This window comes from Curtobacterium sp. 1544 (genome assembly GCF_040544915.1).
Taxonomy (GTDB): domain Bacteria; phylum Actinomycetota; class Actinomycetes; order Actinomycetales; family Microbacteriaceae; genus Curtobacterium; species Curtobacterium pusillum_C.
Genome location: NZ_JBEPKX010000027.1, coordinates 19,499 through 36,314 on the forward strand (window position 1 = coordinate 19,499; position 16,816 = coordinate 36,314).

Genomic DNA, 16,816 nt, shown 5'->3' on the forward strand with positions numbered 1-16,816 from the left:
CTCACCGCCGAAAGGACAATCGTGACCCTCGACTGGCACGCCGCCTTCATCACTCCGCAGCTGAACTTTGCCGGCGAAACACGCTCCGCGGCGTCCTACTTCCGCCGTGACTTCACCGCACCACACAACCTGACGAAGGCGGTCCTTCGAATCACCGCCATCGGTGTCGTCGAGCCGTGGCTGAACGGCGAACGGGTGGGCGATGAAGTACTCGCGCCGGGTTGGACGTCCTATAAGCACCGACTTGTCGTGTCCACGTACGACGTGACGAATCACGTTCGGGTCGGGGCGAACACTCTCGGTGCAGTTGTCGCGGATGGCTGGGCGCTTGGGCGGCTCGGGTGGGAGGACAAGCGCAACCACTTCGCAGAACGACGGGCACTATCAGCACAGCTCGAGCTGCACACGACCACATCCGTCGAGTACGTCACCACCAACGGTGAGTGGCATGCCGGGACCGGTGGAACGCGCGCAGCGTCGATCTACGACGGCGAAACGTTTGACGCTCGCCTCGAGCCAGCCGGCTGGGCCGAACCGACGTTCGACGGAGCTGCTTGGCAGCGGGTTGAGAATTTCGACTGGCCAACAACCGCTCTCATCGAGCCAGAATCCGAACCCATCCGTCGTATTGAAGAACTTGCTCCCGTGGCCGTTCTCACCACGCCGAGCGGAAGAACCGTCGTCGACTTTGGGCAAGAGATCAGCGGTTGGGTCAGGTTCACCGCTTCAGTCCCTTCCGGAGCGACGGTCACGATCCGGCACGCGGAATGGCTTACCGACGGCGAGATCGACGTCGAAACACTCCGATCTGCCCGCGCCACCGACACATACATTGGAGACGGGAACGGTCCGGCGACCTGGGAGCCACGCTTCACCTTCCACGGCTTCCGGTACGCAGAGATCACCGGCTGGCCGGGTGCCATCACCGCGGACGCAGTACGCGCGATCGTCGTGCACACCGACATGCGCCGCACCGGATGGCTCACCACCTCCAACCCGCTACTTAATCGGCTGCACGACAATGTTGTCTGGTCAATGCGCGGCAACTTCGTCGGGGTGCCTACCGACTGCCCGCAGCGCGACGAACGGCTCGGTTGGACCGGCGACATCAACGCCTTCGCTCCGACCGCCGCATTCCTGCACGACGTCCGAGGGGTGCTGGGGTCCTGGCTTGCCGATCTCGCAGCGGAGCACACCGCGAAGGGCTTCGTTCCCTGGGTCGTACCGGACGTTCTCTCCACCCCATCCGCGCCAACCGCGCTGTGGTCCGACGTCGCTGTCAGCCTCCCTTGGACGCTCTACCGCGAGTACGGCGACGCCGCCATCCTCGAGCGCTCCTACCCGTCCGCAGCACGATTCGTCCGCGATGTCGCCGGCCGCCTCAACGACCATAGTGTCTGGGCTTCCGGCTACCAGTTCGGCGACTGGCTCGACCCGGACGCACCAGACGACAACCCCGCCGGTGGGAAAACCGACCGCTACCTCGTCGCGACCGCGTACTTCGCCAAGGTGGCACGCGAGATGTCGAGCACCGCCGCCGTGCTCGGGCGATCCGACGACGAGAGAGAATTCCGGGCGCTGGCAGCCCGTGTCAAGGATGCCTTCCAGCACGAATTCGTGACCCCAGCGGGCCGGCTCACGAACGAGACGGCAACCGCATACGCACTGGCGATCGTGTTCGATCTGCTCACCGCTGACCAGCGGGCACACGCCGGCGGCCGGCTGGCCGACGTTGTCGCCCGCTCCGGATACACCATCTCGACAGGATTCGCAGGCACGCCTCTGGTGACCGACGCGCTGAGCAGCACCGGTCACCTGCAGGAGGCGTATCTGCTGCTCATGCAGGAGCAGTGCCCATCCTTCTTGTACCCCGTGACGATGGGCGCCACAACGATTTGGGAGCGGTGGGACTCCGTCAGCCCAGACGGCACCATCAACCCCTCCGGTATGACCTCTCTGAACCACTACGCCCTCGGAGCAGTCGCCGACTGGATGCACCGCACCATCGGTGGGCTCACCGCTACTGAACCGGGCTACCGGCGAATGCGCATCGAACCGCAGCCCGGCGGCGGTCTCACGCACGCCACGTTGCGGCACGACACCGTCCATGGTCAGGTCGAAGTGAGTTGGAACGTCGAGGGTGGTCACGGCAAGGTCTCGGTCTCCGTTCCCCCTGGCGCACGTGCAGAAGTAGTCCTCCCGCTCCACGCGGACGGACTCGTCGAGGAAGTCGAAGCCGGCACGCACACATGGAGCTACGAACTCGACGCCACTAGGACCGCGCCCCGCGAGTACTCCATGGACACTTCCCTCGCCGATCTCGGCAAGGACCCGTCGGTGTGGGCTCCGTTGGCGGCAGTGTTCGCCACCTACCTCCCGGGTATCCCGATCGACCCGACGTCACCGGAAGCGTCCGGAATGTCGCTGAACACGATGCTCGAGTACATCCCCGGCGACCTACCAGAGCTGCGCGCCGCGCTCTTCGCCGCCGTCACCGCAACCAGCACGACCACAACCCAGGAGAACTCCGCATGAGCACCGACCTCCAATCTCTCACCCTCGAGGAGCAGGCCTCCCTCCTGTCAGGACGAGACTTCTGGACCACGAAGCCACTCCCCCAGCATGGCGTGCCCGCAATCGTCCTCACCGACGGACCCCACGGGGTCCGCCTCCAGGGCGGCAACGCCGATCACCTCGGCATCAACGACAGTGTGCACGCAACCTGCTTCCCGCCTGCCGTTGCAATCGGGTCGAGCTGGAATCCCGACGCATCATCGCGAATGGGCGCTGCGGTCGCAGCCGAAGCCCGGGCGCTCGGCGTGAACGTCGTGCTGGGCCCCGGTGTGAACATCAAGCGCTCACCCCTGTGCGGCCGCAACTTCGAGTACTACAGCGAAGACCCGTATCTCTCGGGCGTCCTCGGTGCCGACTTCGTGAAGGCCCTACAGTCCGTCGGCGTCGGCGCCTCCGTCAAACACTTCGCCGCGAACAACCAGGAAACCGACCGCATGCGAGTCAGTGCAGACGTCGACGAACGGACGCTGCGGGAGATCTACCTCCCGGCGTTCGAGCGTGTCGTTAAGGAGGCGGCGCCGGCAACGGTGATGTGCTCGTACAACAAGATCAACGGCGTTTACTCGTCCGAGAACCCCTGGCTGCTCACCGACCTTCTTCGCTCCGAATGGGGCTATCAGGGTGCCGTCGTGTCCGACTGGGGCGCTGTCAGCAACCGGGTTGCGGCGCTCCGAGCTGGGATGGATCTGGAGATGCCGGGAAGCGGCGGCGATACCGATCAGCAGATCATCGACGCCGTGCGCCGAGGGGAACTGGACCCTAACACCGTGGCTGAGGCAGCGCGTCGCGTGCTGCAGCTCACCGAGCTCCACACGGCACCAGCCGGAGAACTCAACATCGACGCAAGCCACGATCTCGCCAGAGAGCTCGCCGAGGAAAGCGCTGTGCTCCTCCGCAACGAGGACGACGCGCTTCCGCTGCAGACCAACGCGCGGGTCGCGGTCATCGGCGGGTTCGCCACCACGCCCCGCTTCCAGGGCGGCGGCAGCTCGCACATCAATCCGACCAAGATCGATGTGCCACTGGAAGCTCTACGCTCACACCCCGATGCGAGGCAGGTCGAGTTCGCTGAGGGGTTCCCTGTCTCCGGTGACGGCACTGTCGATGACGTGCTGCTCATGGAGGCAGTCTCCGTCGCTCGCGGCTCTGACGTTGCTGTCATCTTCGCCGGACTTGCAGAAGCGGACGAATCCGAAGGATTTGACCGGGAAAACCTGAACCTCCCCGCCGACCAGATTGCGGTCATTCAAGCGGTGTCCGCAGCCGCGCCTCAGACCGTCGTTGTGCTGTCCCACGGTGGCGTTGTATCGCTCGAGCCCTGGCACGACGGGGTGGACGCGATTCTGGACGGCTTCCTCCTCGGGCAGGCCGGCGGATCAGCGCTTGCGAACCTGCTCTACGGTTCCACGAATCCATCCGGTCACCTCGCGGAAACCATTCCGCTGCGCCTGGCAGACATCCCCAGCTATCTCAACTTCCCTGGAGAGCAGGGTCATGTGCGGTACGGCGAGGGCGTCATGGTCGGCTACCGACACCACACCACACTGAACAGCCCCGTCCGGTACCCGTTCGGGCACGGTCTGAGCTACACCACCTTCAGCACTGATCATGTCGAGGTCACGGTTCTTGACGATGTGACCGCCGAGGTCGCCGTGACGATCACAAACACTGGCACGCGTGCTGGAAAGCACGTCGTGCAGGTCTACGTCGCAACCGAGACCGGGCCAGTACGCCGACCTGCACGCGAACTCCGCGCGTTCGCAAAAATCGGCCTCGACAGCGGTGAATCAACGACCATCACCTTGCAGCTCGACCGTCGCTCGTTCGCGTACTGGGACATCACCGAACACGATTGGGTTGTTGCGCCCGGGGACTACACCGTTCAGATTGGCGCGAGCGCACACACGGTCGTAGCGGAGCAGACGATAACGCTCCTCGGCGAGGAGCGAATGCAGCCGCTGACACTCGACTCAACGGTCGGTGAGTGGTTCTCTCACCCGGCAGTTGGTCCCGCGATCATGCAGGGCATGGCCGCATCCATGACCGAGGAGCAGCAGGCTCAAGCTGCGCAGCAGCAGGACCAACTGCGGATGGTCGAGTCGATGCCGATGCGTCAATTCCTCTCCTTCACTGGCGACATGTTTCCCTCCAGTGCACTTGAGTCCCTCATGGAACTCAGCCGAGCGAATCTGTCGGTCCCCGCATGACGGGCAGCGTGGCGGTGCCGGATCCTGGCATCGTCTCGAGGGTCACGGTGGATGGCCGTCGATTCGTCGACGTCGCGGGCAGAGAAGTGATCCTGCATGGCATCAACGTGGTGTGCAAGGACCCGACGACCGGCCACATGTACCCGGATATGGACACGTTGCTCCCGCGCTTGGCCGGCCTGGGCTTCAATTTCCTCCGCCTGGGTGTCTTCTGGGCGAGCGTTGAACCTGCCCCGGGCAACTACGACAACGACTACATCGGCAGGGTCAGCGCCGTGATTGAGCAGGCCTGCGCTCTCGGACTGCATGTGCTCATTGACCTGCACCAAGACCTTTATGGTTCAGCGGTCGGCGGGGAGGGCGCTCCGCCCTGGGCGACCCTGCACGGTAACCTGCCTGTCCTCCCCGGCGACACCATGTGGTATCAGGCTTACATCACCAGCCCCGCGCTGATGCGCGCGGCCGACGCGTTCTGGGCAGACGAACCCGCCGCGGACGGCGTCGGGATTCAAACTCGGTACATCGCCATGCTGAGGCATCTCGCCAACCGGCTCACGCCCCAGCAGAATGTCATCGGCATCGAGCCGATGAACGAGCCCTACATGGGCAGCATCGCAGGCACCGCATTCCGTGATGCCACCGCCGCCGCGACAGCAGCCGACCCGATGTTCGACCTCAGCAAGCCGGACACCATCAGCCCTGCAGCCCGCTCGGCGATGAGCGACATCCTCAACGATCGTTTTACGGCGTTCGATCGGGACACCCTCACGCCATTCTTCGAGCGTGCCAGCGATGCCATCGCTGCCAGCGGCCCGGCCCTGTTCACCGGCGGAAACATCTACAGCAGCTCGTTCATCGACACCGCCATCGGCAGGCTTCCAGAGGGCGCTCAGGCGTACGCGCCACACGTGTACGACGCGGTCACCGACGCCGCCTCTTACGAGGGGTACGACCCAAACAACCTCGAAGCACTCGCCCACCAAAAGCACGGCACTCAGGACCTGCTGCGCCTTCCAACCGTCGTCGGCGAATGGGGCGCGTTCCCGTCCGAGCCATCAACTCCCGAGCGGCTCCGCCACATGTTCGGCCTCATTGAAGAGTACCGATGGGGCAGCGCCTATTGGTGCTACCAGCCCGGGATGCTCGACGACCCGGAGTTCACGCCGCTCGTTCGTGGGTACCCCCTCACTATCGGCGGAACCCTCCGTAGCTATCACTGGGATTACGACGCCCACACCCTCACCGTCGACTGGCATGCCGAGCACGACACCAGCACGGTGCTGTACGTACCCAGCCTAGGAGCGGTCACACATCTCCAGGTGGCCGGCGTGCCCGCAGACACCGTCGCCATCGACGCTGACTCGTTCGGCTCGGGCGCGCTCATCACGGTCACTCCCCACGCTGACGGCCCCCAGCAGATCAGCGTGCAGGCGCCGAGCCGCAGCTGAGCACGATCCGCGCAGACCACCGGTGCTGCGCACCGCAATACATGGACGAAAGGGAACCATGCTCACTCGATTCCATGGGCGCCGCGCGCTCATCAGCGGAGGAGGATCTGGCATTGGACAAGCGACGGTGCTACGTCTGCTGGAAGAAGGCGGCAGCGTTGTCGCCGCGGACATCAGCGAAGCAGGCCTCGCCGACACCCGCATGAAGGCTGGCGACGCCGCAAACCGCCTTCACGCGATTCACGTCAACATCGGCGATGAAGCCTCCGTCCGCAACGGAGTGACTGAGTCGATCGCTTTACTGGGTGGTCTCGACGTACTCGTCAACGCAGCGGGCATTCTTCGGTCATCGCACACGGACGCGACAAGCCTGACCGACTTCGAGCAGGTCATCCGTGTCAATCTCGTCGGCACCTTCCTCATGATCCGTGAAGCGATTCCTGCGCTGCTCGAAGGCAACGCTCCTGCCGTGGTGAACTTCAGCTCGACCTCCGCCGGCTTCGCACACCCGTACATGGCCGCGTACGCAGCCAGCAAGGGCGGAATCCAGTCCATGACTCATGCACTAGCGGCGGAGTACTCCCAGCAAGGTATCCGCTTCACTGCTGTACAGCCGGGTTCTATCTCCTCGGGTATGACGGACGGGTCAGGAGCGAGCAAACAGTCGGTCGGCCCCGGACTGCCTGACGATGCGAACCTGATGCTGATGCACAAGTTGCAGCCCGGGCTTGGCCAAGGTTTTGCTGGTCCAGAAACCGTTGCCGGTGTAGTGGCGATGCTCGCCAGTGACGACGGTCGATTCATAACGGGCACGGAGATCCGCATCGACGGCGGCACCCACTACTAGCTGTGCTACTGCCTGCGAACAGCCACGCCTAGTCAACAGTGCGGGGCTGTTCTTTCAGCGCTACTCACACCCGTAGGGAGACCAGAAAGCACCCTTCATCACGCAGTCGAGCGTGCGCGGGGCCCGAGACCAGCTTGCAATCTGCGACGCCTGGGCATCCCTGGCCTCCCAGCTTCTCGTGTCCGTCGGCGTCGACGTCGACGTCGACGTCGATGGGAGGTGATGCCTCATGAGGAATCATGACCGGCATCGCGGACGTCGAGTCGACTGGGTGGCAGTGATCACCATGGTGGGCACTGTCGTACTGGTCGTCCTCGAGGTTCTCCCCGGCTTGATCTAGATCATGCCGGACGCCCCGCTTGCTTCGGTCGGCGGGGCGTCATCTTTCACCAGCCATCGTCGTCGTCGGGCATCGGCACCAGCAGGTCGTCTATCGCCAGGCCGAGCCGGTGGGCTTCCGCGAGCACCTCTGCGGATCGTGCGAACGCTGCGGCCGCCCGCACCTCGAGCTCACCGGCCTCTTTGTAGGTCTCGGCAGCACTGAGATCGTCGAACCGGCTCGGCGTCCGGGTGCGCGGTCCGACGTCTTCGACGAACCCGTATGAACGGCGCCTGGCGGGGACGATGGACGTGATCGACCGCTTCGACAACGGCACGTCCGTCCTGGTCCAGCCGTAGGTGTCGAGCGAGAGCAGCATCTTGACCGCACGGCGCCACGGTTCGGTGACGGGGCGGCCGCAGTCGTGCTCAGAGAGATCGGTCTTCGTCGAGTCCAGGAGCGCCCGGGTCTCGTGCTGATGGCCGAGGTAGGCGTTCCCGACCACCCGGAGCCAGCGTGTGACGGCACACGCCAGGCACGTGACCGGGTCGTCGTTACTGGGGATGACGCGGCCGTGGATCTTCACGATGCTGCCGAGCTCAATCAGCCCGGGCGTGATACTCCGGGCCTCTTGGCGGCTCAGCTGCAGGAAGCCGACGAGGACCACGAGGAAGGCGTCGCGCCGACCCCGGAGGCCGACTGGGTGGCGGTACTTCGGGATCTCTGCCAGCGCCCGTTCGACGTCCGCGACCGACGCCTCTCCCTTCCAGACACGATCTGCCGGCGGCACGAGGATCGGGGACGGCTCCCCCGCAGCGAGGTGCTGGACGGCGATCGCCCGGCGTCGGATGCGCTGCTGCGTCTTCGACCCGGGGAACAGCACGAGGAACTCCTCGACTGTCTCAGGCGTCGCCGGAAGCGCGTCCCGCCCCGACGCCGTACACCAGGCCTCGAAGCGCGCCCAGTGCCGCTCGAGCTGCGGCGTCCCGGTCACAGCTTGATCCGGGTCGAGGCGTTGCGCACCAGCGGCGCGTACTCGCGGTCATAGATCCGCAGCGTCGCCGCCGAGGTGTGGCCGGTTTGGTTCATGATCTCGACGTCGGTCGCGCCCGCGTTGCGCGCCTCGGTGATGAAGCCGGCACGCATCGAGTGCCCGCTGAAGCCTTCGGTGTTGAGGCCGGCCTTCCGGATCCGGGACTGGACGACCTTGCCGACCGCAGTCGGGGTGAGCCGGGCATCGCGGAAGAAGCCCCACTTGCTCACCGCGGGGAAGAACGGAGCGGCGGGGTCGAGACGTTCCTCGTGCGGCGGGAGCCCCTCGTCGCAGATGTGGACGTCGGTTGCTGCGTCCTTGAGCGCAGCGAAGATCCCGGCCTCTCCGCGCTGGTGCTGCTCGACCTGCAGCCGGTACAGCCGCACGAACGCGCAGGGCCCGCAGGTGAGCGGGTTCGAGCCGAAGCGGATGACCTTCGGCGGTCCGTCGCCCTCCTGCTGGGTCTTCGATCGACGCATCCGGATGCGGACGCCCTCGTCGGAGACGAGGCGGTAGTCGCTGACGTCGGTCGCAACGAGCTCGCTCTCGCGGAACGCGCCGACGAAGCCGAACAGGATCAGGGCGTAGTCGCGGGTGTTGATGGCCCCGCGCTCGAAGGTGGTGAGGTCGATCGCGCGCAGGGTGCGCTGCAAGAGCTTCAGCGTCAGCGGAGCTGCACGCTCGACGGGTGGTGGGTCATCGCGACGGATGCCCCGCATGGTGTCGCGGACGCGCGGGTGCTTCCCGGGCGGATCGAAGTGGCGACGCTCGTGCTCCCAGTTGATCGCGGCGAGGTAGCGCGCGATCGTCGACGGGGCGTAGCGGCGGACCCCTGGTGCCACCTCCGAGGCAGCCTTGGCGGCCAGGAAGTCAGCAACCTCCTTGGGCGTCCGCGGCGCCGTGCGCACGCCGGCGATGTCGGCTGGATCGTGCACTTCGTCGTCCTCGAAGCCAGCAAGCCAGCGCGCGAACTGACGGAGATCACTGTTGTAGGCGCGCACGGTGCTCTCGGACTTGGCCTCGAGGGCGAGCTGCTCAGCAGTTTTCGCCACGACCGGCGGCCGCGGCCCCCGTGCTGCCGCGCGACGAACGGCCGCCGCGGTTCGACTACGCTCAGCAGCCGCTCGCTGCCCGGCGGTCATCTTCTTGCCCGACACCGCTCGCAGCGGCCGGCGCGTCATCCGGTCATCATCGACGAGCTCTGGGACGAGGTTGTCGCGTGCGTCGTCGGCGAGGACGAGCTCCTCCCCCGGCTCGTCACTCACCGGACACCTCGGCGGCGCGACGGGCCTTGGCCCGGTCGACGATGCGCAGCAGGATGTCGGCGAGATGGATGATGCTCGCGGCCTCGATGGGACTTTCGTACTCGACCGTGCGGTGACTCGTCGGGTTCTTGAACGCACCGATCGCGCCGGCGAAGAGATTCGAGATTGCCTGCTGCTCTGTTGCCCCGTCGCCGTCGTCCGTGAGGGGGCCATTCTCCTTGAAGGCGTCGCGCATCAGCGGGACACCGTACTTGTCCGCCCCGAAGCCTGCGGCATCCCGGACCGCGACCTCAACTTCGTGGGTTGCAGCGAAGACAGCGGTTGCGTAGTCGCCGCGCTCGAAGTTCGGTCGCGCGGATGCGTTCAGGAGTGGGTGCAGGTCCGCATGCAGGCGAAGCGACGCCTCGATGTGCGTGACGGAGCCGCGCTTCGCTGCGTCGAGGCCGTCGGAGGTCAGCATCCACGAGCTGCCTCCCACGGACTCCATCGACGGGCCTACGAGCCCTCGTGCGAGTAGCCAGCCGATTCCGTCGGCGACGTACTGCTCGACCACTCGCGTGTTCGCGACGGTGAGCGACTTCCGTGAGTGGCCACCGGGAAGCACAGCCATCTGTCGAGCGATGTTGACGACCCCCTGCGCGGTCCAGTCACTCTTTGACGCCCAGGCGAACGCATTCAGCAGGAACATCCCGGCGTCGGCCGAGCTCGCGTCGCTGATCTTGCCCAGGCTGATCTCTTGCTCGATCACGGGAACCGCGATCTCGCGGTCCTCGGGGGCGACGACAGTCTTCGTGAACACGGCGCTCCAGACGCTCCGGGGCGTCCGGGAAGGCGAAATCCGTCGGAAACGGGGCCCTGTGACCCCCGCCCACATCAGTTCCGATAATAGTCGTTCTCGGAACGTTTTGGCGGGGGTGGAAGCGACCCAGAGGCGTCGCGCGTACGGAAGAACACGCTCGCCCGAGATCTCTCCGGTGCCGGGCTGCATCCCGTTCCGCTCAGGAGCATGTAGCGAAACTCGCCTCCCCCGCCCGGCACGCGACGCTGATTACGGCACTGCCATCTGCAACACAAACAGCGAGCCCTCGCCCGTCACGGGGACGTCGGACGAACGACGTCTCAGAAACGGTCGTATTCGGCACGGCTACCGCGCACACCGCTTTGGGTAGCCAACGGACAGCCTCCAACCTTGGAGAGGGTTCTCCATCTCCAGATGGATGCGCGCCCTCCTGTGTGACTGCCAAGATCCGACTGGCGCAACGCGTCATGAACGATTTGGGGATTGAAATTGAAGATGAGAGCACACGCACTTTTGACCACCGTCACCGCCGGAGCACTGGTCCTCGCCGGTGCCGGCGTGGCCCATGCTGAAGGAACTTCGGCCGCAGACGCGGTCGCTCGCGACGTTGCGCAGGTCGCTCCCTCGGTTGACGTGCAGGACGGCGACTCGTCGGTCACGACGCTCCCCGGAGACACAGCCGGGGCCGTTGAGCTCGCAACGTCGAATGGCACACTCCACTTCGGCCTGCCGGGGGCAGCGCGCGGGGCAGCGGGGCAGTCTGCAGCAGACGGCACTGTCGTCTACGCCGATGCTGCCAAGTCAACGGACGTGGCAGCGCAGGCACTGACCGATGGTGTTCGGGTGCAGACCGTGCTGCAGGACAAGGCTGCGCCATCACGGTTTACGTACGCACTGCCCGACTCGGTCGTCCCGATTCTGAACGAGGACGGCTCGGTCGTGCTCCTCGACACCGCAGAGGCCGAAGACACCGTCCCGTCCGTTGCCGGTGTGATCGACGCCCCTTGGGCGAGGGATGCTGCAGGCGTCTCCGTCGCAACTCACTACGAGGTGAGCAACGGAGACCTCGTGCAGGTGGTTGAGCACAGTGCTACGCCCGTCACCTACCCGGTTGTCGCCGACCCGAAAATCACTGTAGGTATCACCGGCACGCCGTATGGCCCCGGTCCCTACATCAACCTGACCGGAGCAGAGATGAAGGCAATCGCTGTGGCCGCGACCGCGGTAGGGGGACTGTCCGTAGTGGCCGTCTGCTCCGGCGCGACCAAGCTCCCGTCTCCAGTGGCGAAGGCCGCCGCAGTTCTGTGCACCGCCGGCGGAGGCGTCACGGTGAAAGCCGTCTTCAAGAGCATCGCGAAGATCTACTCGAACAAGAAGTTCAAGAGTAACTCCTGCTACCAGACCATTTTCGGCCCTGGCCTCAACGGGAAGCCCTTCGTGAAGACCGCTCGGAACAACTGCAGTTAGGCTCGATTCGATGTTGACGAAGTTCATCGCGATCCCGATCATCGTCCTCGGCCTGATCGGGTTTCTCACCGACACCAGTTGGTGGCTGCTCGCCATCCTCGGAGCTGCCACGGCGCTCGTCCTCATCGCGGGCGACGCCCTGATCGCTCGCCGCAAACGGCGCACGTCACCACCCCAATAGGGCACCGACCGTGAACGAGAGCCTCAGCCCCCATCGGCGCTGGGGCTCTCGCTTGTCGAGTCGCCTAACTCACCAACGCGAGGGATCCGGACGGATTCGCCAGGCCATGAGTAGCCCATGTCGATCGGCTACCGCTCGTCTCGGCGCCGGATCCGGCGCCCGCGTCTCCACCGACGCGCAGGACCTCACCGCGCAACGTGAAGCGCTGATCGCCGCCGGCGTCGCACGCGAACGGGTCTACGTCGACCACGGCCGCTCCGGCACAACGCGAGCCCGCCCGGGGCTGGAGAAGGCGATCGCCGCGTGCTGGGCTGATGACACCCTCGTCGTGACCAAGCTCGACCGGCTCGCCCGCTCCGTCGTCGACGCCAGCACGATCGCGGCCGAGCTCGCAGCGAAGGACGTGCGTCTGAGCTTCAACGGATCCGTCTACGACCCCCTCGACCCGATGGGCCGGATGATCTTCGGCATGCTGTCGGTGTTCGCTGAGTTCCAAGCGAACCTCGTCAGGGCCCGCACCCGGGAAGGCATGGCCACCGTTCGAGCGAAAGGCCGGCTGAAGGGCCGGAAGCCCAAGCTCTCCGAGAGGCGAGAAACGCTCCTGGTGTCGATGCGCCGATCCGGCGACTACACCTCGGCCGAGCTCGCAGAACTGTTCGACGTCGCCCGCGCCACCGTGTACCGGCCATCGCTCGAGGCGAAGCAGCAGACCAGACCCTCGCACTCCCCCGCGTCGACGACTGACCGGGCGAACGACCTACGCGCCGCGTGTGACGCTGGCGACCTCGCCGTAGATGCGACCCCACTGCAGCTCGTACTCAACCGGGTCGAGGTCCTGGGCATCCAGGTCGTCCAGTAGCTGAGCGATGTGGTTGATCCGGCACCTGCCTGCCGCCCCCGCCGGACTCGCTGACATTCGGACGTGGCGGGTGTTACGGCGCAGCTTCACGGTCACGAGAGAGACGACTCCCCAGAGGGCGACGAGCACGCATGCGGCGGTGAGGCCAGCCCAACGGTCACCAAGCATCATCGCGACCACGACGACGAGGGCCGCGATGCCCCACCCGATCCAGGTCGCGCCGAGCCCCTGGATCCCGAGAAGGATCCACTCCCTACGCATCGTTCCCGGTGGGTAGATCGACAGCAGCGCCGTGAAGGCTCTCGTTTGCGACACGAGCGGATGGGGGCGTGGTGTCCAGTCGTCCCCAACGGCCGTTCCAGTCTGTGCCGTGGGCGATGAGCTCCGTGAGGGGCGGTCTCCTCAGCGTCATCAGCTGCCAAACGGCCGGCCGGTGCGGAACCCGCCCGCGTTCGGTTCGAATGGGACGCCGCCGTTGTGTTCGTTTGCAAGTCGTTCAAGCTCTCGCTCAAGGGCCGCGTCGACCAGCGCCGCGAACGACCGGTAGCCCCCGGGCAACGCGGCTGTGTGGAGAACTGCCGTCTGGGCACGACGCTTGAGACCTTCCCGCAGCGCCACGGTCGTGGGGATCGTCGCTTCCTTCACTGGCTCGACGGGCATGACCTCCCGCTTCGGTGCCTCAGGCGTCACCGGTGCCTCGACGCCTGTCCGAACGGGTTCGACGTTGGCGGTGAGTTTGATTGGGCTGTTCGCACCGGGTCGCCGGCGTTCTGGTGCACTCATACGGCGTTCTTCTCCTTCTCCAGGATGCGCTGTGCGTACATCTGACCGAGTGCGTCGTAGAGCGCGACCGCCTTCCGCCCGTCCACCCCGGGCCATGCGCCCAGGGATGTTGCGGCGGCATCAGCCTCCGCAAAGCGAGACCACTCGGGAAGGTATTTGGGGTTCAAAAGGTCGGTCCCATCGTCGAACTTAACCACTCCCCCAAGCTTCCAGACGAGCTCGCCGAAGGCGTCGACGAGGCCTTCGATCTGGAAATCATGTTCCTTGGTTCGCTTCCGCCGCGTGACGACAACGCCAGCCACACGCAGATCCGGGTTCATCAGGTCGGCGGCGTGAAGTGAGACGAAGTCTCGAACCCGGATGGCGGCTTCGACAGAGTCGTAGTTCGGGTCAGAGGGGATGAGTACGGTGTCTGCAGCGGCGAACGCCATTTGCACGAGGTGGCCGAGATCAGGCCGGGTGTCGATCAGGACGACGTCGTACACGTCCGTCCAACCGGACAGTGCCTTGGTGAGACGACGCACGGCGCCGACGACGCCAGCCTCGGATTCACGATTGATGAGATCAAAGCGAGCCGGCAGAACGTCGATCCGCTCCCCTTCTGGTGCCGCTTCTGTATCCCAGCCACAGGCAACTACAGCCGCCTCCCCTGCGCCGTCCTGAGCGGCCGCGATCACCTCGGACATGGTGGGGATCGGTGCGGAAGGATCCCACTCGATCCCTAGACGTCGAGTGGCGTTCGCCTGGGGATCCATGTCGACAACAAGAACGCGGCGTCCAGCTCGCGCAAGCGCAGCAGCCAGCTGGCAAGTCACCTGCGTCTTGGAGACACCACCCTTGTTGTTGGCAATCGCTGTGATGTGCGTCATCAGCCCTCCGATGCAATCGTTTCAAGGCTTGTTTGGGTTGTAAGCCATGCAATCCAATGTACCCAAGTCTTACAACAAACGCAAGGATTACAAGCCACGTAAGCCAATAAACGCTTGGGTTTGTTGGGTTCGCTGAGCCAGCCATACAAGTCTTACAATAAACGCAAGGATTACAAGCCACGCAAGCCAATAAACGCTTGCGTTACATGCTTCGACGAGAGCAGAGTGCCTCCCCACTCACGCTGCCAACTCAAAGTCCCGCAGCTCTTGTAGGAGCCCCCGGCGGACAAACCTCATGGCCTGTCGGTGGTCTGCTCGGCCGTCGCTCGAGCACGGGTATGCCGGGTAGGCCTCGGGTCCGCCGTGGTCGTCGACGGATCGGAACATGACGACCTGTGTGGTGGGGATGCGGTCGCGGCCGCGGCGGCCGGCCTTGCGGATGAGGTGGTTCTGCCACCAGGCCCAGAGGTCGCGTTCGTCGACGTACTGCTGTTCGCGTCGCAAGAGGATCCCATCGACGCCGAGCTGCTTGGCCACGTGTGTGCGGAAGTCTTGGAACCGTCGGCGCCAGCCGGTGGGTGTGGCGATGGCTAGGGTCCAACGTCGCATGCGTGCGAGGGCTGCTCGTGCCCGGCCGCGGGGGAGTCCTGCACGGTCAGCGACGACCTCCGGTGCGTGCTCGTCAGTGGTCAGGCTCTCGTAGACGCGGCGTGCCGTGGGTCCCAGTCCTGCGCGGGTGAAGACGTCGTGGCGTCCGGCGTCGAGCCGGTCTTCTAGAGCGTCCAGGAGGGTGACTCTCACGTCGAAGAGCTCGGCCGGGGGGCGGGCGGTCACATCGTGAGGTGGCCCGACGTGTTCGGAGGGTGTGGAAAACCGGTCTGTGAGCCGCCAAACGGCTGCGTTGGGGCCATCGGCATGGCGCCGGCGGGTGATCCATCCGGCAGCGTGGAGGCGGCGGAGTGAGCGGTCGACGGTGCTCGAGGGGATCCCGGTGGCGATCGCCACAGACCGGAGTGCGGCGCCGACGTCGCGGGAGCCGGAGCGCAGGGAGACCCAGGCGAGGTATGTCAGGACGGTGCTGTCGTGCAGGTCCGCCTCGGTGCGGGTCCAGCGGCCGGGGGAGGCGGTGAACGCCTGCAGCATGGCCTCGACGACGTCGACGATGCCGGTCAGCTGGGTCAGGTCTCGTTGTTGGCGTTCCTCGGGCGCGTACCGGTACAGCACGGCCCGCTCCTGCGCCTTCGCCCACTGCCGCTCGAGGCGCGCAGCCGCCTCGGCCGCAGCGCGGGGCGCACGGCCGCCGGTGGGACGGTTGCGGGTGCGGTAGTGCTCCATGCCGGGTGCGGTCTTCGCGGCGTGCTCGACGTCGGCGAGGGTCCACCCGGACACCGCGGCCGCGAGCAGGCACAGGTAGCCGGTGCGGGACGGGTCACGGCCGCCGGCAACGGTTCCCATGTGCGCCTCACCCCACGCCGGCAGGGACCGGTGCACTCGGTGGTGGGCGTCGACGGGGCCGGTGGGGGAGGAGTCTGCGGGATCCACGGCTGGGCGGAGCTCACGGAACGCGGCCGTGACGCGGAGGAGATCGCCGGCGGTGACGGTCGGGGTGCGGAGCACGTCGACGTCGTCGGCGCCGGCCATCACCTCGGACGCGCCACCGCGCGCGTGCGGGGTCAGCGGCGGGCGGACGGCGCCCGTGCGGTCGTTGCAGAGCAGCCCATGGTCAAGAGACGGCAGCACAGCGCGTGCGGCGCCGGCGAGCTGCACCATCGTGGCCTTATCGACGCCGGCAAGGGGCACCCACACGTGGAACCCGCCTGTGGGGCTCGAGCGGCACACCACGTGCGGCACCTGCGCGTCGCGGAGGATCCGGACCAGCACGCCGAGGTCCTCGGCCGCCTGGTCGAAGTCCTCGGGTGTCTTCGCGTCGAGGTCGAACGCGGCGAACCAGAACCGTCCGTCAAGGTCGGTGAGGTCGATCGTCCACGGCGTCGCCGGGGGAGTGTGCCCTGCAGTCGGGAACTTCGACGGATAGCTGTTCGACCGAATCGTCCCGTCGGCCTCCGCGATCATGCGGTTCACGTACCGACGAGGCGCGATCGAGCGCGTCAACGCCCAGGCGGTATCCGAAGAGGACACGCGGGCAGATTGATCTATACCGGGCG

General features: G+C 65.9%; 14 protein-coding genes. 7 read left to right on the top strand and 7 right to left on the bottom strand.

All coding sequences use genetic code 11. The features are described 5' to 3' along the window. Positions 1–21 precede the first annotated feature (21 nt). From ABIC61_RS14370 to ABIC61_RS14385, 4 genes are read left to right on the top strand one after another with little or no spacing between them, the layout of a single operon-like run. The gene (locus tag ABIC61_RS14370) at positions 22–2,535 is read left to right on the top strand and encodes a glycoside hydrolase family 78 protein (RefSeq protein WP_354030458.1); all 2,514 of its coding nucleotides are present in this window, start codon (positions 22–24) and stop codon (positions 2,533–2,535) included. After that, positions 2,532–4,781, top strand: coding sequence for a glycoside hydrolase family 3 C-terminal domain-containing protein (locus tag ABIC61_RS14375; protein ID WP_354030459.1), 2,250 nt, complete (start codon positions 2,532–2,534; stop codon positions 4,779–4,781). Before ABIC61_RS14370 ends, ABIC61_RS14375 begins: the two co-directional genes overlap by 4 nt. Beyond that, positions 4,778–6,229 carry a glycoside hydrolase family 5 protein gene (locus ABIC61_RS14380; protein ID WP_354030460.1) on the top strand — a complete coding sequence of 484 codons (1,452 nt, stop codon included), beginning with the start codon at positions 4,778–4,780 and terminating at the stop codon, positions 6,227–6,229. The genes ABIC61_RS14375 and ABIC61_RS14380 overlap by 4 nt, the downstream gene beginning before the upstream one ends. 58 nt (positions 6,230–6,287) lie before the next feature. Beyond that, a complete protein-coding gene (locus tag ABIC61_RS14385) occupies positions 6,288–7,076 on the top strand; it encodes an SDR family NAD(P)-dependent oxidoreductase (protein ID WP_354030461.1) in 789 nt (262 codons plus the stop codon). A gap of 386 nt (positions 7,077–7,462) precedes the next feature. On the opposite strand, the gene ABIC61_RS14390 is transcribed toward ABIC61_RS14385, so the two are convergent. The 3 genes from ABIC61_RS14390 to ABIC61_RS14400 are packed head-to-tail and all read right to left on the bottom strand — an operon-like array spanning position 7,463 to position 10,492. Further along, positions 7,463–8,389: a hypothetical protein gene (locus ABIC61_RS14390; RefSeq protein WP_354030462.1), complete on the bottom strand. Its 927-nt coding sequence runs from the start codon at positions 8,387–8,389 to the stop codon at positions 7,463–7,465. Then, entirely contained in the window at positions 8,386–9,693 is a 1,308-nt protein-coding gene (locus ABIC61_RS14395) for a site-specific integrase (protein WP_354030463.1), read from the bottom strand. Before ABIC61_RS14395 ends, ABIC61_RS14390 begins: the two co-directional genes overlap by 4 nt. Then, a complete protein-coding gene (locus ABIC61_RS14400; protein ID WP_354030464.1) occupies positions 9,686–10,492 on the bottom strand; it encodes a TIGR02391 family protein in 807 nt (268 codons plus the stop codon). The genes ABIC61_RS14395 and ABIC61_RS14400 overlap by 8 nt, the downstream gene beginning before the upstream one ends. Positions 10,493–10,975: 483 nt before the next feature. On the opposite strand from ABIC61_RS14400, the gene ABIC61_RS14405 reads away from it, so the two are divergent. From ABIC61_RS14405 to ABIC61_RS14415, 3 genes are read left to right on the top strand one after another with little or no spacing between them, the layout of a single operon-like run. After that, complete coding sequence (locus ABIC61_RS14405; RefSeq protein ID WP_354030465.1) at positions 10,976–11,959, top strand: hypothetical protein; 984 nt, start codon at positions 10,976–10,978, stop codon at positions 11,957–11,959. 10 nt (positions 11,960–11,969) lie between these two features. Continuing rightward, positions 11,970–12,140, top strand: a complete 171-nt coding sequence (locus ABIC61_RS14410; protein ID WP_354030466.1) for a hypothetical protein — start codon at positions 11,970–11,972, stop codon at positions 12,138–12,140. A 10-nt stretch (positions 12,141–12,150) separates the two neighbouring features. After that, complete coding sequence (locus tag ABIC61_RS14415) at positions 12,151–12,999, top strand: recombinase family protein (RefSeq protein WP_354030467.1); 849 nt, start codon at positions 12,151–12,153, stop codon at positions 12,997–12,999. On the opposite strand, the gene ABIC61_RS14420 is transcribed toward ABIC61_RS14415, so the two are convergent. The 4 genes from ABIC61_RS14420 to ABIC61_RS14435 form a co-directional block, all read right to left on the bottom strand. Then, the gene (locus tag ABIC61_RS14420) at positions 12,898–13,260 is read right to left on the bottom strand and encodes a DUF6611 family protein (RefSeq protein ID WP_354030487.1); all 363 of its coding nucleotides are present in this window, start codon (positions 13,258–13,260) and stop codon (positions 12,898–12,900) included. The two genes, ABIC61_RS14415 and ABIC61_RS14420, sit on opposite strands and share 102 nt — an antisense overlap. Before the next feature lie 150 nt (positions 13,261–13,410). Then, complete coding sequence (locus tag ABIC61_RS14425; RefSeq protein ID WP_354030468.1) at positions 13,411–13,782, bottom strand: ParB family protein; 372 nt, start codon at positions 13,780–13,782, stop codon at positions 13,411–13,413. After that, positions 13,779–14,651 (bottom strand): ParA family protein, encoded by an 873-nt coding sequence (locus ABIC61_RS14430; protein WP_354030469.1) that lies wholly within the window; start codon positions 14,649–14,651, stop codon positions 13,779–13,781. The genes ABIC61_RS14425 and ABIC61_RS14430 overlap by 4 nt, the downstream gene beginning before the upstream one ends. Positions 14,652–14,888: 237 nt before the next feature. Continuing rightward, on the bottom strand, positions 14,889–16,790 hold the full coding sequence (locus ABIC61_RS14435) for a hypothetical protein (protein WP_354030470.1): 1,902 nt from the start codon (positions 16,788–16,790) through the stop codon (positions 14,889–14,891). Positions 16,791–16,816: the final 26 nt, after the last annotated feature.

What these genes read in the sequence shown, in the direction of transcription:
- ABIC61_RS14410 (WP_354030466.1), top strand. Translation starts at nt 11,970, where the DNA reads ATGTTGACGAAGTTCATCGCGATCCCGATCATCGTCCTCGGCCTGATC.
- ABIC61_RS14430 (WP_354030469.1), bottom strand. Translation starts at nt 14,651, where the DNA reads ATGACGCACATCACAGCGATTGCCAACAACAAGGGTGGTGTCTCCAAG.
- ABIC61_RS14420 (WP_354030487.1), bottom strand. Translation starts at nt 13,260, where the DNA reads ATGCGTAGGGAGTGGATCCTTCTCGGGATCCAGGGGCTCGGCGCGACC.
- ABIC61_RS14380 (WP_354030460.1), top strand. Translation starts at nt 4,778, where the DNA reads ATGACGGGCAGCGTGGCGGTGCCGGATCCTGGCATCGTCTCGAGGGTC.
- ABIC61_RS14425 (WP_354030468.1), bottom strand. Translation starts at nt 13,782, where the DNA reads ATGAGTGCACCAGAACGCCGGCGACCCGGTGCGAACAGCCCAATCAAA.
- ABIC61_RS14375 (WP_354030459.1), top strand. Translation starts at nt 2,532, where the DNA reads ATGAGCACCGACCTCCAATCTCTCACCCTCGAGGAGCAGGCCTCCCTC.
- ABIC61_RS14385 (WP_354030461.1), top strand. Translation starts at nt 6,288, where the DNA reads ATGCTCACTCGATTCCATGGGCGCCGCGCGCTCATCAGCGGAGGAGGA.